Raw genomic sequence first — 25616 nt, forward strand, 5'->3', positions numbered from 1 at the left:
TTTTTGCAAAATATTGTATTTAATACAAGCATTTTAAAATTATTATAAAATAACAATTAGATAATATCAAGATATATTAATCATTAAAAGACTATTTATTTATAAATTAGAGTAAAAATAAGTCGTTTTTTGTTGTATAAAAATTTTTAAATTTCAATTTGTAAAAAATAAATTTATAAAAAAATTATGTTGACATATACAGAGCTATCATAATCCTTAAATATAGCTAAATTTATGATGATAAAATAAATAGAAAGTAATACAAATTTTATTAAATAAAATGTCCTGAATTTTTTATAAGATATAGTATAATAAATATGTATTGAATACGTTTGTCGTATCAAAAAATTTTTTTAAAGGAGAAATGTTATGAGCAAAAACTTAAGAGGAAGAAATTTCCTAACATTATTAGACTTTACAAGTGATGAAATTCGTTACCTTTTAGATCTTTCAAGAAATTTTAAAGATTTAAAGAGAAGTGGAACTCCTCACCGTTATTTAGAAGGAAAAAATATAGTATTATTATTTGAAAAAACTTCAACAAGAACTCGTTGTTCTTTCGAAGTTGCAGGAATGGACTTAGGTATGGGAGTTACTTACTTAGATCCAGGTTCTTCACAAATGGGTAAAAAAGAATCTATTGAAGATACTGCAAGAGTTTTAGGAAGAATGTATGACGGTATTGAATACAGAGGATTCAGCCAAGAATTAGTTGAAACTTTAGGAGAATATGCTGGTGTTCCAGTATGGAATGGTTTAACTGATAAATTCCATCCAACTCAAATGTTAGCGGACCTTTTAACTATTGAAGAAAAATTTGGATATTTAAAAGGATTAAACTTTGTATATATGGGAGATGCAAGAAACAATATGGGTAATTCACTTATGATAGCTTGTGCTAAGATGGGTGTAAACTTTACAGCTTGTGCTCCAAAAGAATTATGGCCTGAAGAAGAATTAAGAGAAAAAGCTTTAGAAATCGCTAAGGCTACTCATTGTACAGTAAGATTCGAAGAAGATGTTAAAAAAGGAACTACAAATGCTGATATAATCTACACAGACATTTGGGTATCAATGGGTGAACCAGACGAAGTTTGGGCTGAAAGAATTAAATTATTAAAACCATACCAAGTAAACAAAGAAGTTATGGCAAACGCTAAAGAAACTGCTATCTTTATGCACTGCTTACCTTCATTCCATGATCAAAAAACTGTTATCGGAAGACAAATTTTTGAAAAATTTGGTATTCCTGAAATGGAAGTTACTGATGAAGTTATTGAAGGACCACAATCAGTTGTATTTGATGAAGCTGAAAATAGAATGCATACTATAAAAGCAGTTATGTATTCTACTTTATGGTAAGAGGTACAAATGGGAAAGAGAATAGTTGTAGCTTTGGGGGGTAATGCTTTAGGCAATACCCCTTTAGAGCAATTAGAGAAAGTAAAAATAGCTGCCGATATAATTTCTGATTTAGTTAAAGATGGAAATGATGTTATAATCGGACATGGAAACGGACCTCAAGTTGGAATGATTAATTTGGCAATGGATTATTCAGCAAACGGAAAAGAAAAAACTCCTTTAATGCCACTTGTTGAATGTGGAGCTATGAGTCAAGGATATATAGGTTATCATTTACAACAGGCTTTAGGTCAAGCTTTTAAAGAAAAAGGAATTAATAAAACTGCTGTTTCTGTTGTAACTCAAGTTGAAGTTGCAGAAGATGATAAGGCTTTTGAACACCCAACTAAACCAGTTGGAATGTTCTATACAAAAGAAAAGGCGGATGAACTTGCAAAAGAAAAAGGATTCACTTTTGTTGAAGACTCAGGAAGAGGATACAGAAAAGTTGTTCCTTCACCAAAGCCATTAAATATTGTTGAAATTGATGCTGTTAAGAAAATGGTTGATGCTGGACTTGTAGTTATAACTGTAGGTGGTGGCGGAATACCTGTTGTTAAGAAAAATGGCAAATTAGTAGGAATTGATGCTGTAATTGATAAGGATAAATCAAGTGCGAAACTTGCAGCAGATTTAGATGCTGATTTTCTTTTAATTTTAACTGCTGTTGATAAAGTTTGTATTAATTTCAATAAACCTGATCAAAAAGAATTGGATGAAATAAATGTTGAACAAGCTAACAAATATATCGCAGAAGGACAATTTGGCAAGGGAAGTATGCTTCCAAAAGTTGAAGCTTGTTTGGAATTTGTAAATGGATCAGAAAATAGATGTGCCATTATTACTTTACTTGAAAAAGCATCAGATGCTGTAAAAGGTCTTACAGGAACTAAAATAGTTAAGTAGGAGGGCATTTTGAACAATATATCACATAGAACAAGTTTTTTAGCAAAAGTTGCACTTTTTATTGTAGCGATTTTATGGGGGACTTCGCTTACTGTAGTTAAAAGTGCAGCAGATGTACTTAAACCGAACTTTCTTTTAGGTGTTAGATTTACCATAGCAGGAATTGTTTTAGCAATTGTTTTTCATAAAAAACTATTTAAAGCTAGAAAAGATGAATTGGTTTCAGGAGCTATTATTGGAATATTTTTATTTATGGCTTATTCCAGTCAAACTTTGGGAGTTACATTTACAACACCAGGACGTAGTGGATTTTTGTCAGCGTCATATTGTGTAATTGTACCTTTCTTATATTGGATAACTAACAAAGTTAGACCTGACAAATTTAATGTATCTGCCGCAATTTTTTGTATAGTTGGAATATTTTTTATTGCTATGGCAGGAGAGAGTGGATCTATTTTTAATTCAAGTTGGACAGCAATTTATGGAGATGCACTTGCACTTTTAAGTGGACTTTTGTTTGCAGGCCATATCGTTATGGTTACAAAATTAGGAGTTGGGAAAGATCCTTTTGTGCTTACAATTATGCAATTTTTAGTTGCGGGGGTTCTATCTTGGATAACTACATTTGTTTTTGAAAATAATGCTGGAATGCAACTTACATTAAGACCAATGCTTGAAGTTTTATATCTTTCTGTAATGTGTACTGCTGTTGCATTATTATTACAAAATTTAGGGCAAAAATATACAGATCCAAGTAGCGCAGCTATAATATTAGGCTGTGAGTCAATTTTTGGTGTCGCTTTTCCAGTTGCACTTGGAATTGAAAGTTTAACTGTTAAATCAGTTATTGGTTTTTGTTTGATTTTTATTGCTATAATAATTTCAGAAACAAAATTATCTTTCATATTCAAAAAGAAAGACAAAGAAATTGAAAACAAAGTTTAGAAGTCTTAGGACTTCTTTTTTGTTGCAAAAAAATTTGAAATTCTTGATTAAATAAGAGTGTTACATATAATCTAGGGTAAATACTAAATATTGACTTTTATGCTTTTGTATGCTAGTATAAAAACAAGTTTTAGGGCATTGAATATGTCCTTTTGTCATATAGGAGGGAATATGATTAATATAGATGTTTTATTGATTTTAAATTGTATAGTATATGTCCATGATTTTGAAAAAGACGATGTACAAGAAAAATTAGTTGGAAAAAATATATTTGAAATATTTGATTTTATTAGAAATATAAAGGATGAATCAGGCAATTATCCTGGAGAAATACATGAAAATGAGTTTTTAAGTATTTTAAATACAGTAGATCATAATAGAGCGATTTATGAAAAAATAAAAATAGTAGATATTGATAATTCAGTTTATGGAAATGCTTCAGGTAGTGATAGGGTAGTAAATGTAACTTTTCAGTTTGGAGACAATTTGATTATAGTTTATAAAGGAACCGCTGGAGATTACGAATGGAAGGATAATGTAGAAGGAACATATAATATAACAGATACAAAACAACAAAGAAGAGCATTAAGATACTTCGATGAAATGGTTAAAAAGTTTAAAGATATAAAAAATATATATGTTTCGGGACATTCAAAAGGCGGAAATAAAGCTCAATATATTGGAGTTTTAAGAGGAGATATGTCTAAACTTAAAAATATTTATTCCTTTGATGGACAAGGATTTAATACAAATTTTATAAACAAGTATAGTAAAGAAATTGAAAATAATAAATATAAAATTTTTAATATATGTAATGAATATGATTATGTAAATATCATAATGCATTCGGTATCTAATAAGATTTTTATAAAATCTATTACAAATGTCGGAAATGAAGATAATAGATATTCTAAAATTGTTCATAGATTGGGAGGGGTTCATTCTCCATATTCAATGTTTAAAAAAGAAAATGGAATTTTAACCTTAAATGATGTTGTTGAGCAAAGCGAACTTATGATAAATTTTGAAAAACTTTTTGAATTCTATAATGCTAATATGGAAGAAGAAGATAATAAGTTTATGTATTATAGGATGTCATTATTGATGATGGATTCTGGTAAGGAAGTTTTCGGGACAGAATGTCCTACTCCTCCAAAGGGATTTTTTAAAAGATTTTCAAAGCTTACTAGGGAGTTTACAAAAAACGAGAGTGAACTAAATTCTTCTCAAATCATAAGGCTTTTTAAACCTATTTTTTCAGATATAGGTTCTATAATAATAAAAGGGAAAATTTCAAACTAAGGATTTAAAAATATATTATTTTAGTTTTTTAAAAACTGCTCATTTAGAGTGGTTTTTATTTTTTTACTTATGCTTTATTTTCGACGTATATTATAAATTATTTTTGTGAAAAAAATTAGAAAAATGTTGACTTTTATATATATAAATGTTAAAATATTTAGGTACATTTAATAATGTATAGTTATGTGCATTTTTAAAAAAAGATATTTAAGGAGGTGAAGAAATGCCAACTATTAACCAGTTAATTAAACAAGGAAGACAAAAAGCTGTAACTAAATCAAAAGCACCAGCATTAAGTTTCAATTTTAATACTCTTAAAAAGAGAAGTACTGCTAGTGAATCACCACAAAAAAGAGGTGTATGTACAGCTGTAAGAACTGTAACTCCTAAGAAACCTAACTCAGCGTTACGTAAGGTTGCCAGAGTTAGATTAACAAATGGAATGGAAGTTGCAGCTTATATTCCAGGTATAGGTCATAACCTTCAAGAACACAGTGTTGTGCTTATTAGAGGGGGAAGAGTAAAGGACCTTCCAGGGGTTAGATACCATATAATCAGAGGTACATTAGATACTGCAGGAGTAGCTAACAGAAAACAAGGAAGATCTAAATATGGAGCTAAAAGACCTAAATAATTAAACTGATGTGGCAGAAATGTTTTATTAATTAGAGTTTAACTTTATAATACATACATTTGTGTGCTTATCAGCAAGAAAATCGCTGAGTACCAGTGATACTACTAATATAGTAAGGAGGGAAGAAAGGTGCCAAGAAAAGGACATGTTCCAAAGAGAGAGGTAATGCCAGATCCGATTTATGGTGATGTGGTTGTTACTAAACTTATAAACAACATTATGCTTGACGGTAAAAAAGGAATTGCTCAAGCTATCGTTTACGGTGCATTTGAAATCGTAAAAGAAAAAACTGGCGAAGAACCAACTGAAGTTTTCAGAAAAGCTTTAGAAAACATAATGCCTGTTTTAGAAATTAAAGCAAGACGTATAGGTGGGGCAACATACCAAGTGCCTATTCAAGTTAGACCTGAAAGAAGACAAACTTTAGGTTTAAGATGGTTAGTAACTTACTCTAGAAATAGAGGAGAAAAAACTATGAAAGAAAGACTTGCTAAAGAAATTTTAGATGCTGTTAACAACACTGGAGCAAGTGTTAAGAAGAGAGAAGACACTCACAAGATGGCTGAAGCTAACAAGGCTTTTGCACATTACGGATTCTAATATAGGAATTTTATTTAAAAGGAAAGGGGAAATGCTATTGTGGCAAGACAATATTCACTTGAAAATACAAGAAATATTGGTATAATGGCGCATATCGATGCTGGTAAAACAACAGTAACAGAAAGAATGCTTTATTATACAGGAAAGATCCACAAAATAGGTGATACTCATGAAGGTGCTGCACAAATGGACTGGATGGAGCAAGAAAAAGAAAGAGGTATCACTATTTGTTCAGCTGCTACAACATGTGTATGGAATGATACAAGAATTAATATCATTGATACTCCAGGACACGTTGACTTTACTGTAGAAGTTGAAAGATCTTTAAGAGTTCTTGACGGCTCAGTTGCACTTTTTGATGCGAAGAGCGGTGTAGAACCACAATCAGAAACTGTTTGGAGACAAGCAGATAAATATGGCGTACCACGTATTTGCTTTATAAATAAAATGGATGCTACTGGAGCTAATTATTATGACTCTATCGAAACTATTAAGGATAAGTTAAAAGCTAATCCAGTTCCTGTTCAAATTCCTATCGGAGCTGAATCAGAATTCGTTGGAGTAATTGACCTAGTTTCAATGCATGCCATTATTTATAAAAACGACTTAGGTACAGATATTGACGAAACTGATATTCCAGATGCTTATAAAGACAAAGCAGAAGAATATCGTCAAAACTTATTGGAATCATTAGCTGAAACAGATGAGTTTATTATGGAAAAATATTTAGAAGGGGAAGCTATTTCACCATCTGAATTAAGAGAAGCAATTAGAAGAGCTACTATAAATCTATCAATAAACCCAGTACTTTGTGGTTCAGCTTATAAGAACAAAGGGGTTCAACCTCTATTAAATGCTATCGTGGCTTATATGCCATCTCCATTAGACATTCCAGCTATTGAAGGTGTGGATGATAATGAAGAACCTGTGCAAAGACATGCTTCAGATGAAGAACCTTTCTCAGCATTAGCATTTAAAATCGTAGCTGACCCATTTGTTGGAAAGCTTGCATATTTCAGAGTATATTCAGGAACTTTAGAATCAGGTTCTTATGTATATAACTCAACAAAAGGCAAAAAAGAAAGAATTGGTAGAATTCTTATGATGCATGCTAACAAGAGAGAAGAAGTTGATAGCGTTTCAGCTGGAGACATCGCTGCAGCAGTAGGTCTTAAAGATACTACAACTGGAGATACTCTTTGTGATATGAATAGCCATGTAATTCTTGAAAAAATGGAATTCCCAGAACCAGTTATTTCTGTTGCTATAGAACCAAAAACAAAAGCATCTCAAGAAAAAATGAGTATAGCTTTACACAAATTAGCAGAAGAAGATCCTACTTTTAGAACTTATACAGACGAAGAAACTGGACAAACAATCATTTCAGGTATGGGTGAATTACACTTAGAAATCATCGTTGACAGACTTTTAAGAGAGTTCAAAGTTGAAGCTAATATAGGTAATCCACAAGTTTCTTACAGAGAATCAATTTCTCAAGGTGCAGAAGCTGAAGGAAAATACATCAGACAATCTGGTGGTAGTGGACAATACGGACACTGTAAAATTAAAATTGAACCTCAAGAAGCAGGTAAGGGCTTTGAGTTTGTAAATAATATCGTAGGGGGAGCTATTCCAAAAGAATATATCGGACCTGTTCAAAAAGGTATTGAAGAAGCTACTCAAGCAGGTGTACTTGCAGGATATCCAGTTTTAGATGTTAAAGTTACTTTATATGATGGTTCATACCATGAAGTTGACTCATCTGAAATGGCATTCAAAATTGCAGGTTCAATGGCATTTAGACAAGCAGTTGCAAAAGCTGCACCAGTTCTATTAGAACCAATGATGAAAGTTGAAATAACAACTCCAGATGAATATTTAGGAGATGTTATGGGAGACGTTTCATCAAGAAGAGGTAGAATTCAAGGAATGAATCCTAAAAATGGAGTTCATGTACTTGATGCATATATACCTTTAGCAGAAATGTTTGGATATGCAACAGACTTAAGAAGTAATACTCAAGGTCGTGCAACATATTCAATGCAATTCGATCATTATGAAAAAGTGCCTCAAGCAATTGCTGAAAAAGTAATTGGCGAGAGAGCAAAAAAATAGATTAGGAGGACATTAGTAAAATGGCTAAGCAAAAATTTGAAAGAACTAAACCACACGTTAATATCGGAACTATTGGTCACGTTGACCATGGTAAAACTACTTTAACTGCAGCTATCACTTTAGTATTAAACAAAAGATTTGGTACTGGTGAATTCGTTGATTATGCAAATATCGACAAGGCTCCAGAAGAAAGGGAAAGAGGAATCACAATTTCAACTTCTCACGTTGAATACGAAACTGCAAAAAGACACTATGCACACGTTGACTGTCCGGGACACGCCGACTATGTTAAGAACATGATTACAGGTGCTGCACAAATGGACGGTGCTATCTTAGTAGTAAGTGCTGCTGATGGTCCAATGCCACAAACAAGAGAACATATCTTACTTGCAAGACAAGTAGGCGTTCCTAAAATTGCTGTATTCTTAAACAAAGAAGACCAAGTTGATGACCCAGAATTAATCGAACTTGTTGAAATGGAAGTTAGAGAATTATTAAATGAATACGAATATGATGGAGATAACACTCCAATCGTAGTTGGTTCAGCATTAAAAGCACTTGAAGAACCAGATGGAGAATGGGGAGATAAAATTGTTAAATTAATGGAAGCAGTTGATGATTATATTCCAGAACCAGTTAGAGATGTTGATAACCCATTCTTAATGCCAGTTGAAGACGTATTCTCAATCACTGGTAGAGGTACTGTTGCTACAGGTAGAGTAGAAAAAGGTAAAGTAAAAGTTCAAGATAACGTTGAATTAGTAGGTTTAACAACTGAAAGAAGAACAGTTGTTGTAACTGGTGTTGAAATGTTCAAGAAGATGTTAGACGAAGCTGCTGCTGGAGATAACATTGGTCTTCTATTAAGAGGTGTTCAAAGAAACGAAATCCAAAGAGGACAAGTTCTTGCAAAACCAGGAACAATTAATCCACATACTAAATTCGAATCAGAAGTTTACGTATTAACTAAAGAAGAAGGTGGAAGACATACTCCATTCTTCTCAGGATATAGACCACAATTCTACTTCAGAACAACTGACGTAACTGGTAATATCCAATTAGAAGACGGCGTTGAAATGGTTATGCCTGGAGATAACGCTAAATTCATAATCGAATTAATCACTCCAATCGCTATTGATGAAGGTTTAAGATTTGCCATCAGAGAAGGCGGAAGAACAGTAGGTTCAGGAGTTGTTACTAAGATTTTAGGATAATAATCTGAATATTTAAAGGGGAACTGTATGGTTCCCTTTTTTGTTGTTCAAAAGAATTTGAAATATGAAATTATTGTGGATATTTATTTTTAAAGAGAATAATTATACAATAAACTTTATTTGTTTTCAGTTTTATATACTTCAAATTATCAAAAAAATTAGAAAATATAAAGATGATTTTTTAAGTTACCTTGCCTTGCAAGTTTTTAGTTTTTGTGTTAATATATCTAAAGAAATCGTTTTTATTTTAGGAGGGATTATGAAAAAAGAAATTAGAATAATATTTGTAATAGGCTTTAGCTTATTTGCAATGTTCTTCGGTGCCGGAAACCTGATATTTCCAACATTTTTAGGATATAATTCAGGTTCATATTGGCCTATAGCATTTATTCTATATATGGCGGCTGATGGGCTTTTGGCAATGATATCACTATATACTGTTTTTTGTTGTGGAGGTATAACAGAATTTGTAAAACCTTTGGGAAAATATTTGGGGACAATAATCTTAGTTTGTATCTCTTTGTGTATAGGACCTTTAGTTGCAATACCAAGAACTGGTGCGATTACTTATAATTTAGGAGTTGCTAATTTTGGATTTAAAAACTTAGTTATAACAACTGCAGTATTTTTTATTGTTACATATTTAATTTGTATTAAATCTGAAAAAATAGTTGATTTTATAGGTAGATACTTAACTCCTACTTTACTTGTATTTTTAATTATTATGATTATAACAGGAATTATTTCTCCAGTTGGAGAAATTCTACCAGGTGAAAATTTACAACAAGTTATGTATGACTCTTTTATAAATGGTTTTCAAACCTTAGATGGACTTGGAGCTGGGCTTTTTAATGCCGTTATAGTAAATGCTTTGATTTTCTATAAGATTAAAAAGGAAAGAGAAAAAAAGGTAATTCTATCTTCATCAATTATAGCTTTTATATGTTTAAGTATTGTTTATGGAGGACTTTGTTTCTTAGGTGCAAGTTCAAAACTTAATGTAGAAGGAGCAAAGAACGGAACAGCTATTTTACTAAACTTTACTAATTTATTATTCGGTAGATCTGGAGTTTTAATGCTTTCTGTTATAGTTATTTTGGCTTGCCTTACAACTTCAGTTGCTCTTACAGGTGGAGTTGCGGAGTATTTTTCAGAGTTAATTCCTAAGATTCCATATAAAATTTGGGTCATAATTGTTTGTTTTGCAAGTTTTGTTTTCTCTTGTCTTGGAGTAGATGCAATAATAAAATTGGCAGTTCCACTTTTATTTACTTTGTATCCTCCAATAATAATTTTAATTTTGACAAGTGTAATTAGAAATAAAATTTCTTGTAATAGAGCTATAAAATATTCTGCTATAGTTGCAATAATTATTGGATTTATGACTGTATTAAATGACACATATGGAATTTTAGAATTTATAAAATTATTACCACTTAGTTCCTTAAGTTTTGGTTATTTGATTCCGTCTGCAATAGTTTTTGCTATTGTTGCATTATTTGAAAAGAATACAGGAGATCATATTGATGTTCCTAAAGTATTAAATGCTAGAATAACTTTATATGATGAAGATGTTGGAATGCTTTATTATATATCTGAAAAGATTGACGAACCTAAGTCAGAAGTTATAAGAAAAGCAATCAAAAACTATTATGACGAATTAAAAGATAAAGAATAAGAATAAGAAAAAGAAAAGGTTGAGGATTTTACTCCTCAACCTATTTTCTTGAAAAAATTTACTTTTTCTTCGCTTGATTTGCAACAGAATTTATTTTTGCATTTATTTCATCTTGATTTCCTAAGTAATATTTATCTATAACTCTAAAATTGTCATCAAATTCGTAAACTAAAGGAATTCCTGTAGGAATATTTACAGAAATAATTTCTTCATCTGTTAAATTATCTAAATATTTAACCAATGCTCTTAATGAGTTTCCATGGGCAGCTATTAAGACTCTTTTACCATCTAACATATCCTTTTTTATAACTTCTTCGTAATAAGGAATAACTCTCTCAATAGTATTTTTTAAACTTTCATTGTAAGGCAATTCACTTTTATTAACATTTCTGTAAGGTTCTTGATTATGAGGACATCTTTTATCATCCTTATCAAGTGCAGGAGGTGGAACATCAAAAGATCTTCTCCAAAGTTTTACTTGTTCTTCTCCATATTTTTCAGCAGTTTCAGCCTTATTTAAACCTTGTAATGCCCCATAATGTCTCTCATTTAATTTCCAAGTTTTTATAACAGGCAACCACTGTCTGTCCATTCTTTCTAAAACAATATTTAAAGTGTTAATTGCTCTTTTTAGATAAGAACAGTAGCATACATCAAAGTCGTATTCATTTTCTTTTAGAGAAAAACCTGCTTCATTAGCTTCGATAATTCCTTTTTCTGAAAGGCCTACATCTGTCCAGCCAGTAAATAAATTCAACTTATTCCATTCACTTTCTCCGTGTCTAATTAAAACTAATTTCATTTTCAAAAACTCCTTTAATTTTTCTTATACTAATTATATTATAAAAAACGAAACTTTACAAGAAAAAACTTGTCTAATATCAATTTTAATGATAAAATAATAGTTGGATTTATTTGTTTTATGGAGGATTTATGTTACGAAAACATTTATATAGAATAAGGGCTATGCCATACTTATTATGGACGATTATTTTTACGATAGTGCCTTTGTTTTTTATAATTTATTATTCTTTTAAAGTAAAAGATGAAAGTTTTGTTTTCACTTTGGATAATTACAAAAAGTTTTTCACACCAACTTATGTGAAAATAATTTTAGTATCTTTAAAATTATCCTTGATTTCAACTTTTTTATGTCTAATTTTGGGCTACCCTGCAGGACTTCTTCTAAGTAGGATTAAGTCTCAAAAGAGGAGAAATATTTTAGTTTTACTATTTATTATGCCTTTATGGACTAACTTTTTGCTTAGAACATACTCTTGGATGAGTATTTTTAGAGAACAAGGAATTATAAATCAAATGCTTATAAATATCGGAATTATAGATAGTCCTATAAAGTTTTTAAACAATAATTTTGCAATTATTATAGGAATGATTTATAATTTTTTACCTTTTATGGTACTTCCAATTTATATCGCACTTATTAATATCGATAAAGAATATATAGAATGTGCAAGAGATTTGGGAGCTAGGGGAAAAGATTTATTTTTGAGAGTTATTTTTCCACTAAGTTTTAAGGGAGTAATTTCTGGTTGCATTATGGTCTTTATGCCTTCTGTAACAACTTTCATAATATCAGACTTACTTGGTGGAAGTCAAAATATGCTAGTAGGAAATTTAATTCAAAGAGAGTTCTTACAGGCCAGAAACTGGGAAACAGGCTCAAGCATTTCTCTAATTATGATTCTTATAATTTTTGTAAGTCTTATGATTTTTAGGTTGTTTATAAAGAAATCAGATAATGAATTTGCAGAAGGATTGAAGATATGGTAAAAAAATATACTGGGAAAATATATCTTGCTTTGTGTTATATATTTTTATATATGCCAATTATATTTATGATGGTTTTTTCGTTTAATGAATCCAGATATAATAAAGATTTTACAGGTTTTAGTTTGAAATGGTATGTAGAACTTTTTAAGGATGAATCCGTTATGAGAGTTTTTTTTCAAACGCTTGTAATAACAGCAATTGCAACTATTTTTGCACTTATAATTGGAACTATCGGAGCTTGGTCTATATACCGAGCTTTTAATCCAAAGCTAAGAACTTATTTTACAAATGTAACATATCTTCCACTTATTCTACCTGACATTGTAATTGCAATTGGAATGATAATTTTATATGTATTTTTCCAACTTAATTTTGGATATTTTACTATAATTTTAGCTCATATAATATTTAATGTTCCTTTTGTAGTCTTTGCGATTTTACCAAAATTACTGACTTTTGATAAGAGTCTTTATGATGCAGGAATGGATTTAGGAGCAAGACAGTTTCAAGTGTTTAAAAGAATTGTTTTACCACAATTAATACCTAATATAATCATTGGAGCATTAGTTTGTATAACTATGTCCTTAGATGATTTTACTGTTAGCTATTTTACTTCAGGGAATGGAGTTGCAACACTTTCGGTTAAAATCTATTCGATGACTAAGAGGGGAATTAGTCCTAAAATAAATGCATTATCAACATTGCTTTTTGCAATAATAATTATTATATCAACAATAACTTATGTATTTAAAAATAGAGGAGTAAAAAATGAAAAAATTTAAAAGCTTATTAGCATTATTATTAGTTTTTGCTACGACTATATCATTTACAGCTTGTGGAAAAAGCGAAAAGAAAGAGGATAAAAAGGAAGAAAAGACAGAAGAAAGTACAGAGAAAAAAGTTTTAAATGTAACTAATACTGATCTTTTCATAGATCCTGAAACAATCAAGGAATTTGAAAAAGAATATAATTGTAAAGTAAATTATACTTTTTTTGAAGAAAATGAAGAATATTATACTAAATTAAAAAGTGGTGCAGAAAAATATGATGTAATCGTAGCAAGTGACTATATGGTAGATACTATGATTAAAGAAAATATGTTGGAAAAATTAGATAAAAGTAAAATTCCAAATATGGATAAAGTTAAAAAAGAATATAGAAACTTAGTTTTTGACCCTACGAGTGAATATTCTGTTCCATATACAATAGGAAATATCGGAATTGCGTATGATAAGTCAAAACAAGAAAAAGTTGACAGTTGGGCTGACCTTTGGAGCGAAAAAAATAAAGGTGAAGTTGTAATGTTAGACGGAAGTAGATTTACAATGGCAATAGCGATGATTAAAGAAGGATTAGATCCAAACTCAACAAAAGTTGAAGATATTGAAAAAGCCAAAAACTCTTTAATTGCTCAAAAGAAAATAGTTAAAAATTATGTTGGTGATGATCAAGCAAAAGATAACTTAATAAATGGAGATTCAAAATTAACTTGTATTTGGGGTGGAGAAGCTCTACTTGCAAAAGATGAAAATAAAAATGTAGAATTTGTTTTTCCAAAAGAAGGGGCAATCTTTATCTTTGATAACTGGGTAATCCCTAAAGTTTCAGAAAATAAAGAATTAGCAGCAAAGTTTATTGACTTTATGTCAAGACCGGAAATTTCTGCAAGAAATTGTAACTTTGTAAAATATGGCTCACCAATTGATGGAGCTAGAGAGCTTATGGATGAAAACTTAAAAAATAGCGATATAGTATTTCCTAAAAAAGAAGTATTTGAAAAAGGTTATGTACTAAAAGATTTAGGAGAATCAAACGAAAAATTACAAGATGCTTGGACAGAAATAAAAGCAAAATAAATTAAAATAAGCAAAAGACATCATCTGGTGTCTTTTGTTGAATTGTGATTTACAGAAACGATATAGTGAAGTGATAATATTGTTACAACAAAAACAAAACGTTATCCTATTACAAATACCTTTGACAAGAAGTAATATTTTTGGTATACTGTGTGTGGCTGAAAATAGCTTAGAATTTATATTTTAGGAGGACAGGATGGAAGGTTCCGAAAAGAAAATTAGTTGGCAGTCCCTTGTATTTATGTGTTTCTCAACACTTTGGGGATTTGGAAATGTTTTAAACGGATATATCTACTTTCATGGTACACAAGTTATATTTTCTTGGATACTAATGTTTGCATTGTATTTTGTTCCGTATGCACTTATGGTTGGAGAACTAGGTTCTACATTTAAAGATTTAGGTGGTGGAGTAACTTCTTGGATTCAAGAAACTACTAACTCTAAATTGGCTTACTATGCAGGTTGGACTTACTGGGCAGTACATATTACTTATATTGCTGGTAAAGGTTCAGGTGGTCTTAAAGCTTTAAGTTTTATGATTTTTAGAGATGCTAAAGCATATGATAGTATTCCTACAATCTATGTTCAATTAGCTACATTTGGTGTATTGCTATTATTCTGTTATTTAGCAACAAGAGGTTTAAGCCCTATTAAGAGATTAGCAACACTTGCAGGTTCAAGTATGTTTGTTTTAGGTATTTTATTTATTCTTATGATGTATGCTGCACCTGTAATTAATCCAAATGGTGGATATTTAAAATTGAACTTCGCATGGAATAACTTATTCCCTAAGATTGACTTGAACTATTTAAGTAGTTTATCAATTTTAGTATTTGCTGTTGGTGGTATTGAAAAGATTTCACCATATGTAAATAAAATTGAAGGAGATTCCGCAAAAGAATTCCCTAAAGCAATGATGTTTGCAACTTTAATGGTTGTTATTAGTGCTATCTTTGGTACTGTTGCAATGGGACTTATGTTTGATATCAACGAAATTAATGCAAGTAAAGAAGCGTTTGACTCTTATGCAGCAAATGGTGCTTATTGGGCATTCCAAAAATTAGGACAATACTATGGTGTTGGTGATTTATTATTAATCATTTACTCAGCAGCTAATACTGTTGGACAATTCTCAACATTATTAATAAGTATTGATGCTCCTTTAAGAATGTTATTAGAAGACCCTAATGCAAGTCAATACATCCCAACAAGATTGTTAAAGAAGAACGAAAAAGGTGCTTATGTAAATGGTATTGCATTAGTTGCTATACTTGGTGGAGCAATTATATTAGCTCAATCATTTGTTCCAGGAGCAACTACAGTTCTTAGACAACTTACTCGTCTAAACGGTGTAGTAATGCCAATGAGATATATGTGGGTATTCGTTGCTTACTTTGCTCTTAGATATGGTAAAGAAGAACTTGACAGACATTATAGATTTGTTAAAAACAGAGGAGTCGGATTGTTCTTTGGTGCTTGGTGTTTCTTAGTAACATTAGCTTGTTGTTTACTTGGAATGTACTCAAAAGACAGCTTTGAAATGGTCTTAAAGATTATAACTCCTGCAGTTTTAGTTGCTTTAGGTTTAATCTTACCAGTTCTTAGAAAAAGAGAAGACAATAAATAAATTTAGATAATAAAGGAATAAAGGAACTTTGGTTCCTTTATTTTCTTTAAAATATATTTACTGATTTTAAACCATTTAAATAGGGTAAATTAAATTTTGATAGGAGGTATTGATATGAATGATATTAAAATTTCAAAAGAATTATTAACTTTTATTGATTCAAGTAAAAGTATGTTTCATACTGTTGATACAATGAAAAAATATTTTGACAAAGCTGGATATACATTTTTACCAGAAAATGAAAAATGGAATATCAAAAAAGGTGGAAATTACTATACTACAAGAAATAATTCAAGTATATTAGCTTTTCAAGTAGGAAAAGAACTTAGTGACTATCATTTCCAAATAACTGCTGCTCACAGCGATTCTCCAACATATAAAGTAAAAGCAGTTCCAGAAATGGACGCGCCAGGAGAACATTTAAAATTAAATGTTGAAGGTTATGGTGGAATGATTGACTCAACTTGGTTTGATAGACCTTTAAGTCTAGCTGGTAGAGTTTTGGTTAGAGAAAAAGGAAAAATTGTAAATAAATTATTCTATATCGATAAAGATATTTTAATGATACCAAATGTTGCAATCCATTTAAACAGAGAAATAAACAATGGATATGCTTACAATAAGCAAATTGATTTATTACCTTTATTTTCTGCTGGAGAATTAAAAAAAGGTGATTTTGATAAAATGGTTGCAGATGAATTGGGTGTCAAAGTTCAAGATGTTGTTGCAAAAGATTTATTCTTAGTAAATCGTCAAAGACAATGTATTTGGGGATATAAAGATGAATTTGTTTCAACACCTAAACTTGATGACTTACAATGTGCATTTACATCAATGAAAGCATTTTTAGAAGCAAAAAATTCAAAAGCAATAAATGTTTGTGCAGTTTTTGATAATGAAGAAGTTGGCTCAAACACAAAACAAGGTGCAATGTCAACATTTATGAAAGATGCTCTAAAGAGAATTAATGCTTCTCTTGGATTTGGAACTGATGAATATCATCAAGCAGTGGCAAAATCTTTCTTAGTAAGTTGTGATAATGCTCATGCTGTTCATCCAAATCATCCTGAACTTTATGATCCAACAAATGTAACTTTTATGAACAAAGGTATCGTTATAAAAGAAGCTGCAAATCAAAAATATACAACAGACGCTTTCAGTAGAGCAGTATTTTTAGAAATTTGTAAAAAAGTAAAAGTTCCAACACAATTCTTTGCAAATAGATCCGATAAAGTTGGTGGTTCAACTCTTGGAAACCTATCAAATATTCAAGTTAGCTTACATGCTCTTGATATTGGGGTTGCTCAACTTGGAATGCACTCAAGTTTTGAAACTTGTGGAATTAAAGATACAGGATATATGGTTACAGCATTAAAAGAATTCTTCTCAACAAATATTAAAATTGATGGTTCTGATGGAGTGATTTTTGAATAATGGCAAGAAGAATTACACCGAAGGAAATGTCAGAAGATAAAGCCAAAATATCACTGACAGGATTAACCATTATTATGATGGGAACTTTGTTTATATATTTTTTATGGGCTGTTATAAATAGTAAATTTTTAGTTAATTTTAGTATAGATGCATTAGTTGGAGTAGTTGCTCTTGTTATTTTAATTAGAAATTTAAAAATAAAATACAGTATAATAAAAAAATATACAAGTGAAAAACAATTTATGATTTTAGATTTAGTCGCTTTTGCTCTATGCCTTTTAATAAAAGTTGTAGTGCAAATTCCTTTTGATTTTTCTTTAATCATTTTGTTAATTTCACATTATGCTACAAAGCAAATATTTAATAAAATGGTAAAATAAATCACATGGTTATATTGTTTTTACAGAATAAAAATTAGAGAGGATTGTTTTGAATAATTCTCTCTTTTTGTTTTCTCAAGTTAAAATAAGGGTATTCTTTAACTAGATATAGAGGAGAGGTAAAATTAATTTAGAAGTATTAAAAATAAATTTAAAGGAGGATTTTTATGAAACCATTTATTTACAATATTCCTGTTAAGGTATATTTTGGAGAAGGACAACTTTCCAATCTTGGAAGAGAATTGTCAAAATATGGAAAAAAAGTTTTATTAACTTATGGAGGAGGTTCCATTAAAAAGATAGGACTTTACGATGAGGTTATAAAAGAAATAAGAGATGCAGGACTTGAAGTTTTTGAACTTTCAGGGATAGAACCTAATCCTAGAATAGAATCTGTTAGAGAGGGTGCTAGAATATGTAAGGAAGAAAATATTGATGTGGTTCTTGCTGTTGGTGGAGGCTCAACGATTGATGCCTCAAAATTTATTTGTGCCGGAGCGAAAGTTGATTTTGACCCATGGGATTTTCTTGATTTAGAAAAAAGAGCAGAAATAGAAGATGCACTACCTCTTTTAACTATATTAACACTTTCAGCAACCGGTTCTGAAATGGATAATGATGGAGTTATTTCAAACCTTAAAACAAATGAAAAATTAAGCAATGGTTCAATGTGTATGTTACCAAAAGTTTCATTTCTTGACCCCAAAAATACATACAGTGTAAGTGAGTATCAAACTGCTTGCGGTTCAGCAGATATTTTAAGTCATATACTAGAAGTTTATTTTACAACAGAAAATGATTTGTTTATGCTTGATTGTGTTATGGAAGGTCTTATGAAAACAGTTATAAAATATGCTCCGATAGCTATGAAAGACCCTACAAACTATGAAGCTCGTGCTAATTTAATGTGGGCATCTTCCTGGGCAATAAACGGTTTTATAAATGGAAGTAAATCAACTGCTTGGAGTTGTCACCCAATGGAACATGAACTTTCAGCTTTTTATGATATTACTCATGGACATGGACTTGCAATATTAACTCCACGTTGGATGCAATATTGCTTAAATGATGAAAATATATACAAATATGTTCAATTTGGAGTTAATGTTTTTGGCATAGATAAAAATCTTTCTGATAGAGAAATATCAGAAAAAGCCATTGAAAAACTTTCAGAATTTTTATTTAATGACTTAAAATTACAAAGTACATTAAAAGATGTAAATATTGATGATAAAAATTTTGCTATTATGGCTAAGAAGGCTTGTAAGGGAAAAGAAAGTATAAAAGGCTTTAGAGAATTAACCCCTGAAGATATAGAAAATATTTATAGAATGTGCTTGTAAACTTTAGTAAAATTTTTAATAATAATTAAACAAAAACTCGTCTAACATGTTTAGATGAGTTTTTTTATACAATATAGAATATTCGATATGAAAATAATTTAATAAAAATTTTTTCATAATAAAAAGCTCCATAAATAATAAGTACAATATTTTAAAATTACAGTTATACAATCTTAAATTATCTTGCTATATAATATAATTTTATTTTATATCAATATAAGATGAAAAATACTAGTTATTATATTTGACAAATAATAATAATTATGATATTCTTGTGATAACGATTTACCAAGAGATAAAATTAAATAGATAAATTATTTTTTTCGAGATATATCTTATATATAAGCTTTTAGTGATTTTTGTTTTGGGAGGTAGTTATGTGTAATTTGTTTTTTAAATATTTTATAAAACAGAAGAAAAATATTTTATTTCTTATTATAATTATAATTATTGGAACTGTTATATCTTCTGTTTCAAAAATTGAAAATAATAAAAATAAGGAAGAACGAATTTATTCTAAAGAAAGAGCTATAGAGATATTTAAACAGGACATTAAAGAGGTTGATAAAGATTTAGAAAATGATAATATTTCAGATGAAGAAAAAACAGAATTAAATAATATGAAAAAAAGAAATATTGCCAATATACATAATTATGAAAAAACAATCCAAGACATTAAAACAGAAAATTGGCAAGCATTATATGAAAGTGAATTAAAGCATTCTTTAGATTCCAATGGAAATTTTGCTTTAAAAGGGTTTAGTACAAATGGAATAGATTATACTGCAAATCAATTGACAGTAGAGATAACTTATAAAATATTAAAGTATTTAACAGAAAATGACCTTCCTTCAGCTCATCCATTATATTTAGAGAAAACAGAGTTTGAACAACCTCGAACTTCAGAAGAAAGTAAACTTCTTGACTATTATAGCAAAAAAACATTAATTGGAACTTCACATAGATTATGGGACTTTTTTACAAATAATTTAGTATTAATCTATACTTTTATAATTGTAGTAACTTTTGGTATTTTATTTTCAAAACTGGAGGAGAGTCAAAATAAAACAATTAGATTTTTAAAGACATCGGGGGCAAGTAAATTTAGGATTGTATCGTCGGGGCTTTTCATAGGTGGAATTTTAACTATTTTGCTTGGACTGTTGATACCTGCAATATTTTTTGGAATAGAATTTTTAATAAGCGGGTCATCATCTTTTAAATATCCGATTACAACTTATATTGTAAAAAGTGATTATTTTTCACTTATGAGTTTTGGATATAAGATTGTTCCAATATCTGATGTTTTAATAAAAAGTTTGATTTTGTTCTTGCTCTATGGATTATTTATTTTCCTTATCACAAGTGCAATTTCAACTTTTGTAAAATCAAGTGTAAAATCCGTTATTTTATCCTTTGGACTGATAGCGACTTTGCAGATGTTTAATCAATGGTATAATCCGTTTTCATACTGGAGAGTTGGAAAAATAGCTGATGGTAGTATAAATTTTTTATTTAAAACTATTACTTACAGTTTTGATAAATCTTGTAAAATTTTAGCAATTGGAATTTGTATTTTAACAATTTTATTGATTTGTATAGCATTTGTTCAAGATAAAATAACTCGAAAATATGTATAATATATTTGACATATTAATTAAAATATGATATAAGTACATTAGAGAGTTTATTGGGTAAAACACATAATAATCATAATTAAAAAAGGAGATAATATTATGAAAAAAATATTAAAAAAATTTTGTTTGGTTTTATGCTTAATGGTAACGATTTTTTCTGTAATGTCTGTATCTATTACAGCAGAAGAAATTAAACAAAACAAGGAAGTTGTTCATCAATTAAGAACAGATGTTCTTCCTAGAAGAATATATATCAAAGATAAAATTTTTTACAATACAGGTGGATTGCCTAAAAAATACCGTTATCATGAAGAAACACACGATGGAGTCGTTTATAGCGGTAAGTTGACATTGACACAGTATCAAAGTACAGGTGATGGATATTTAGGTTTATATTCTGGATATATTTATAGATAAAAATACTGCTCAATAAACTCTCCCTATTTCTAGGAGGTAGTTATGTATAATTTGTTTTTTAAATATTTTATAAAGCAAAAGAAAAATATTCTATTCCTTATTATAATTATAATTATTGGAACTTTTATATCTTCTATTTCAATAATTGAAAATAATAAAAATAAAGAAGAGCAAATTTCTATCAGAGAAAGAGCTATAGAAATATTTAAAGAAGATATTAAAGAGGTAGATAAAGATTTAGAAAGCGATAATGTTTCTGATGAAGAAAAAACAGAATTAAATAATATGAAAAAAAGAAATATTGCCAATATACAGAATTATGAAAAAACAATCCAAGATATTAAAGATGGAAATTGGCAAGTATTATATGAAGATGAATTAAATAGTTTTTTAGACTCCGATGGAAATTTTATTTCAAAAGGATTTAGCTCAAAAGGTATAAGTTATACTGTAGATAAGTTGACAGTAGAGATAACATACGAAACATTGAAGTATCTAAAGGAAAATAACATTCATTCAGCTCATCCTTTGGATATACAGAGAACAGAGTTTGATCAACCTCGAACTTTAGAAGAAAGTAAACTTCTTGACTATTATAGCAAAAAAACATTAGTAGGAACTTCACATAGATTATGGGACTTTTTTACAAATAATTTAGTATTAATATATACTTTCATAATTGTTGTAACTTTTGGTATTTTATTTTCAAAGCTGGAGGAGAGTCAAAATAAAACTATTAGATTTTTAAAGACATCGGGGGCAAGTAAATTTAGGATTGTATCGTCGGGACTTTTTACAGGTGAAATTTTAACGATTATACTTGGATTATTGATACCTGCAATGTTTTTTGGAATAGAATTTTTAATAAGCGGGTCGTCATCTTTTAAATATCCGATTACAACTTATATTGTAAAAAGTGATTATTTTTCACTTCTGAGTTTTGGATATAAGATTGTTCCAATATCTGATGTTTTAATAAAAAGTTTGATTTTGTTCTTGCTCTATGGATTATTTGTTTTCCTTGTTACAAGTACAATTTCAACTTTTGTAAAATCAAGTGTAAAATCCGTTATTTTATCCTTTGGACTGATAGCAACGTTACAGATGTTTAACAAATGGTATAATCCGTTTTCATACTGGAGAGTTGGAAAAATTGCAGACGGTAGTATAAATTTTTTATTTAAAACAATTACTTACAGTTTTGATAAATCTTGTAAAATTTTGATAATTGGAATTTTTATTTTAACAATTTTATTGATTTGTATAGCTTTTATTCAAGATAGAAGGAGGAGTAAATATGCCTAGTTTGAGTATAAAAAATCTTACTAAAAGATACGGGGAAAATATAGTTTTAAATGATTTGTCTTTAGAACTTGAAAATGCAGAGGTTTGGGCTTTGGTTGCACCTAACGGAACGGGAAAAACTACTCTTTTAGATTGTATTACAAATTTGATTAGCTATCAATCAGGACAGATTGCTGTAAATGGTATAGATAATAGGGATAATGCTATTTTTAAAAAATTGTCGTATTTGCAAGATGCAAGTATATTATTTCCTAATTTAACAGGACTTGATCATTTGAAATTTGTAGCAAATATACAAAAATTACCAAAGACTAGAATAAAAGAAATTGTGAGTCTAACTAAGATTGAAAAATTTTATAAAAGACCTGTAAAGACATATTCTTTGGGAATGAAACAGAGATTACTTTTGGCTATTGCACTTATTAATAATCCTGAAGTTTTATTGCTTGACGAACCATTTAATGGACTTGATCCAAGCAGTCAAATTGAGCTTAGAGTAATGTTAAAGGAAATTTCGAAAAATGGAACTCTTGTAATTTTATCAACACATTTTTTAGGAGAAATTAGCCAATTAACTGATAATCTTCTATTCATAAAGGATAAAAAAATTGTAAAAAAGATTGTGGAAGATGAATTTCTGATCTATGCTATTGATACTACTTCTAATGAGCAATCTTTAGAAATTTTATCTCCATTTGTAGTAAGTGTTGAAATTGAAAAAGATATGATAATTTGCCAGTTTAAAAAGAATTCTTTTGACGATGCAATTAAGGCAATACAGGATAAAGGCATAAAATTAATTAAAATAAGAGAGCATATAAATGCGTCTGAACAGATGTATCAAAGACTGTTTGCTGAGTAGGTGAATGTTATGAATACTTTGATATTAGAATGTAAAAAATTTATAAGAAGTAGAGTATTTGTAGTAATTTTAGGAGTTATACTAGTTTTATTAGCTTCTCTATTTTATAAAAATTATTTAAATTATCAGCAAGTCGATGCCGATAAAAAGCATGAATTACTCATGATAAAAAAAGAAATAGGAGAAATTTTATATCCTGCTGACGGAAAGTCTCCTAGTATATATTCTGGTGATAAAGATAAAATGGATTTGTTAAAAAAATCTCTTGAAATATCAGAAAAGACTTTAAAGCTAAAGCATAGCGGAGACGATAGAGCTTATATGGAAAGTGCAATTTTGATGTACGAAAAAATCATTGAAATCAAAGAAAATGAAATAAATTTTTCTATGTCAAAAAGTTATGCACAACATGAAAAAGAAAGGCTATCCGAAATAATTAAAGTAAACGGAACTTATCAATATGAAGAAGCTCCGTTGGATGGAGTTTTAGTTGAATACAATAATATAAAGTATATTCTATCTGTAATTTTTTTGATGGCTCTATCTTATTTCTTTATAACAACTTATTTAGATTTTTACTATCATAAGGGATTTTTATTTACACTTCCTATAAAAAAGACGAGTTTTATAGTTTCGAAGGCTATTATTTCTTTTATTATTAATATTGTATTAATAATAAGTCAGTTTGGATTAAGTTTAGTTTTTTCATACTTTTGGAAGTGGAAAATTGCTTTTGATTACCCTGTTTTTCACGAGTTGGCTGGTGGATTTTTGCCTGTAAAAAAGGCTTTACTTAATTATATTGAAATAGAAATTGCAGTATGTTTTATTGCATTGCTTATTTCTACTGTTTTGTACAGTTTATATATTAAAATAAAAAAATAAATTTTTTTACTGTGAAATAGTTTGAAAATCATTTTACAGTATTTTTTTACTTTAATATTTTTTGATTTTGATAAAATTGTTTTATAAATTTTATGTATTTTATAGGGAAAATTTGTGAATTTATTTTTCTAAAGTGTTTTATTTTATTAAAATCTATGATATAATAATGTTGGAGTTTGTAAACGATTTAATTGTAATTATAAATTTATTTTTAAAGGAGTGATAAAATGTCAGCACCTACTATAAAAGATGTAGCTAAATTAGCAGGAGTTTCAATTTCTACTGTTTCAAGAGTTATGAATGAATCAAAACCTGTTAGTCCAGAATCAAGAAGAAAAGTTTTAGATGCAATAAAAAAATTGGATTTTAAGCCTAATGAATTGGCAAGAAGTCTTGTAATGAGAAAATCAAATATGATTGGGGTAATTGTTAAAGATATTGGTATTTCTTATATGGCTCAAATTATTAGAGGAATTGAAGAAATTGGAAGAATGTACAATTACGATATTTTGCTTTCTAGTACATATGGAGATATTGAAGTAGAGCATAAGATTATCGAATTTATGTGCACTAAACAGGTTGAAGGAATAATTATGATTAGTGAAAAAATTAATCCTGAAATTCTGTTTAAGTTGAAAAGTAAAAAAATTCCTTTTGTAAGACTTGATAAATTTTACGAATATACAGATGAACATACTGTAAGTATAGACTATAAATCAACTTGTAATAAAATGACTAATTATCTTATAGATGAAGGTCATGAAAGTATAGTTTTTATAAGCGAAGATGTTACAAGTAGAATTGGTAGAGAAAAACTTGCAGGATTTAATGAAGCTGTTGCACAAAGAAAAGTAAAATCAGCACTTATAAATGCAAAAGATATAACAGTTCAAACAGGATATGATATGGGAGAAGAAATTTTCAAACTTATCAAAGAAAATAATTCAACTGTTGTTTTTGCAAGTGAAGATGCTTTAGCTATCGGTTTTATTAGTTATTGTTACGATAATGGTCTTAAAGTTCCACAAGACATTTCAGTTGCAGGGTTCGGTGATGATATAATTGCATCAATTTATAGACCTGCCCTTACAACGATAGAAGAACCATATTATGATATGGGAGCAATCTCTATGAGAAAGTTGATTAAGGAACTTAGAAACGAAGAAAAATTAAAAGATGTTACAATCTTGCCTTCAAGAATAATTGAAAGAGGTTCGGTTGCAACATTCACTAAGAAAAATAAGTAAATAAATTTTAAAAATGCTCTTCTTTTTGAAGAGCTT

General features: G+C 29.2%; 23 protein-coding genes. 22 read left to right on the plus strand and 1 reads right to left on the minus strand.

The annotated features are described in order from the left end of the window. Nucleotides 1–369 precede the first annotated feature (369 nt). From argF to brnQ, 9 genes are all read left to right on the plus strand, one after another. Entirely contained in the window at nucleotides 370–1362 is a 993-nt protein-coding gene (gene argF, locus VJI77_RS03090) for an ornithine carbamoyltransferase (protein WP_009354542.1), read from the plus strand. Nucleotides 1363–1371: 9 nt separating this feature from the next. Next, entirely contained in the window at nucleotides 1372–2307 is a 936-nt protein-coding gene (gene arcC / locus VJI77_RS03095) for a carbamate kinase (RefSeq protein ID WP_281703228.1), read from the plus strand. Between the two features lie 9 nt (nucleotides 2308–2316). Further along, nucleotides 2317–3252, plus strand: a complete 936-nt coding sequence (locus VJI77_RS03100; protein ID WP_009354601.1) for a DMT family transporter — start codon at nucleotides 2317–2319, stop codon at nucleotides 3250–3252. Nucleotides 3253–3423: 171 nt separating this feature from the next. Beyond that, nucleotides 3424–4554, plus strand: coding sequence for an Mbeg1-like protein (locus VJI77_RS03105; RefSeq protein ID WP_323988227.1), 1131 nt, complete (start codon nucleotides 3424–3426; stop codon nucleotides 4552–4554). A gap of 223 nt (nucleotides 4555–4777) precedes the next feature. After that, entirely contained in the window at nucleotides 4778–5188 is a 411-nt protein-coding gene (gene rpsL, locus VJI77_RS03110) for a 30S ribosomal protein S12 (protein WP_009355082.1), read from the plus strand. Nucleotides 5189–5317: 129 nt separating this feature from the next. Further along, complete coding sequence (rpsG, locus tag VJI77_RS03115) at nucleotides 5318–5788, plus strand: 30S ribosomal protein S7 (RefSeq protein WP_004831806.1); 471 nt, start codon at nucleotides 5318–5320, stop codon at nucleotides 5786–5788. Nucleotides 5789–5827: 39 nt separating this feature from the next. Continuing rightward, complete coding sequence (gene fusA / locus VJI77_RS03120) at nucleotides 5828–7903, plus strand: elongation factor G (RefSeq protein WP_323988229.1); 2076 nt, start codon at nucleotides 5828–5830, stop codon at nucleotides 7901–7903. Between the two features lie 20 nt (nucleotides 7904–7923). Further along, the gene (gene tuf / locus VJI77_RS03125) at nucleotides 7924–9117 is read left to right on the plus strand and encodes an elongation factor Tu (RefSeq protein ID WP_313961151.1); all 1194 of its coding nucleotides are present in this window, start codon (nucleotides 7924–7926) and stop codon (nucleotides 9115–9117) included. A 259-nt stretch (nucleotides 9118–9376) separates the two neighbouring features. Continuing rightward, nucleotides 9377–10795, plus strand: coding sequence for a branched-chain amino acid transport system II carrier protein (gene brnQ / locus VJI77_RS03130; protein ID WP_009354802.1), 1419 nt, complete (start codon nucleotides 9377–9379; stop codon nucleotides 10793–10795). 58 nt (nucleotides 10796–10853) lie between these two features. Here the strand turns inward: brnQ and gpmA are convergent, their stop codons facing one another. Further along, on the minus strand, nucleotides 10854–11597 hold the full coding sequence (gpmA, locus tag VJI77_RS03135) for a 2,3-diphosphoglycerate-dependent phosphoglycerate mutase (protein ID WP_323988230.1): 744 nt from the start codon (nucleotides 11595–11597) through the stop codon (nucleotides 10854–10856). 131 nt (nucleotides 11598–11728) lie between these two features. On the opposite strand from gpmA, the gene VJI77_RS03140 reads away from it, so the two are divergent. The 13 genes from VJI77_RS03140 to VJI77_RS03200 all read left to right on the plus strand — a co-directional run bounded on the left by VJI77_RS03140 (nucleotide 11729) and on the right by VJI77_RS03200 (nucleotide 25580). Continuing rightward, nucleotides 11729–12586 (plus strand): ABC transporter permease, encoded by an 858-nt coding sequence (locus tag VJI77_RS03140; protein ID WP_323988231.1) that lies wholly within the window; start codon nucleotides 11729–11731, stop codon nucleotides 12584–12586. Continuing rightward, nucleotides 12580–13368: an ABC transporter permease gene (locus VJI77_RS03145; RefSeq protein ID WP_323988232.1), complete on the plus strand. Its 789-nt coding sequence runs from the start codon at nucleotides 12580–12582 to the stop codon at nucleotides 13366–13368. Before VJI77_RS03140 ends, VJI77_RS03145 begins: the two co-directional genes overlap by 7 nt. Next, complete coding sequence (locus VJI77_RS03150) at nucleotides 13355–14443, plus strand: ABC transporter substrate-binding protein (protein ID WP_323988233.1); 1089 nt, start codon at nucleotides 13355–13357, stop codon at nucleotides 14441–14443. Before VJI77_RS03145 ends, VJI77_RS03150 begins: the two co-directional genes overlap by 14 nt. A 196-nt stretch (nucleotides 14444–14639) precedes the next feature. Further along, nucleotides 14640–16070: an APC family permease gene (locus VJI77_RS03155; protein ID WP_009354454.1), complete on the plus strand. Its 1431-nt coding sequence runs from the start codon at nucleotides 14640–14642 to the stop codon at nucleotides 16068–16070. A gap of 114 nt (nucleotides 16071–16184) precedes the next feature. Beyond that, nucleotides 16185–17504 (plus strand): M18 family aminopeptidase, encoded by a 1320-nt coding sequence (locus VJI77_RS03160; protein ID WP_323988234.1) that lies wholly within the window; start codon nucleotides 16185–16187, stop codon nucleotides 17502–17504. Next, nucleotides 17504–17884 (plus strand): hypothetical protein, encoded by a 381-nt coding sequence (locus tag VJI77_RS03165; RefSeq protein WP_039868482.1) that lies wholly within the window; start codon nucleotides 17504–17506, stop codon nucleotides 17882–17884. Before VJI77_RS03160 ends, VJI77_RS03165 begins: the two co-directional genes overlap by 1 nt. 167 nt (nucleotides 17885–18051) lie before the next feature. Further along, nucleotides 18052–19227, plus strand: coding sequence for an iron-containing alcohol dehydrogenase (locus tag VJI77_RS03170; RefSeq protein WP_323988235.1), 1176 nt, complete (start codon nucleotides 18052–18054; stop codon nucleotides 19225–19227). Nucleotides 19228–19604: 377 nt separating this feature from the next. Further along, nucleotides 19605–20867, plus strand: coding sequence for an ABC transporter permease (locus VJI77_RS03175; protein WP_323988236.1), 1263 nt, complete (start codon nucleotides 19605–19607; stop codon nucleotides 20865–20867). Nucleotides 20868–20963: 96 nt separating this feature from the next. After that, nucleotides 20964–21281: a hypothetical protein gene (locus VJI77_RS03180; protein ID WP_323988237.1), complete on the plus strand. Its 318-nt coding sequence runs from the start codon at nucleotides 20964–20966 to the stop codon at nucleotides 21279–21281. A 42-nt stretch (nucleotides 21282–21323) separates the two neighbouring features. Continuing rightward, nucleotides 21324–22586 carry an ABC transporter permease gene (locus tag VJI77_RS03185; RefSeq protein ID WP_323988238.1) on the plus strand — a complete coding sequence of 421 codons (1263 nt, stop codon included), beginning with the start codon at nucleotides 21324–21326 and terminating at the stop codon, nucleotides 22584–22586. Then, on the plus strand, nucleotides 22579–23448 hold the full coding sequence (locus VJI77_RS03190; RefSeq protein ID WP_323988239.1) for an ABC transporter ATP-binding protein: 870 nt from the start codon (nucleotides 22579–22581) through the stop codon (nucleotides 23446–23448). The genes VJI77_RS03185 and VJI77_RS03190 overlap by 8 nt, the downstream gene beginning before the upstream one ends. 9 nt (nucleotides 23449–23457) lie before the next feature. Next, a complete protein-coding gene (locus VJI77_RS03195) occupies nucleotides 23458–24333 on the plus strand; it encodes a hypothetical protein (protein WP_323988240.1) in 876 nt (291 codons plus the stop codon). Between the two features lie 227 nt (nucleotides 24334–24560). After that, nucleotides 24561–25580 (plus strand): LacI family DNA-binding transcriptional regulator, encoded by a 1020-nt coding sequence (locus VJI77_RS03200; protein ID WP_248110585.1) that lies wholly within the window; start codon nucleotides 24561–24563, stop codon nucleotides 25578–25580. Nucleotides 25581–25616: the final 36 nt, after the last annotated feature.

The sequence above is a fragment of the Parvimonas sp. D2 genome, from assembly GCF_035282635.1.
GTDB lineage: Bacteria > Bacillota > Clostridia > Tissierellales > Peptoniphilaceae > Parvimonas.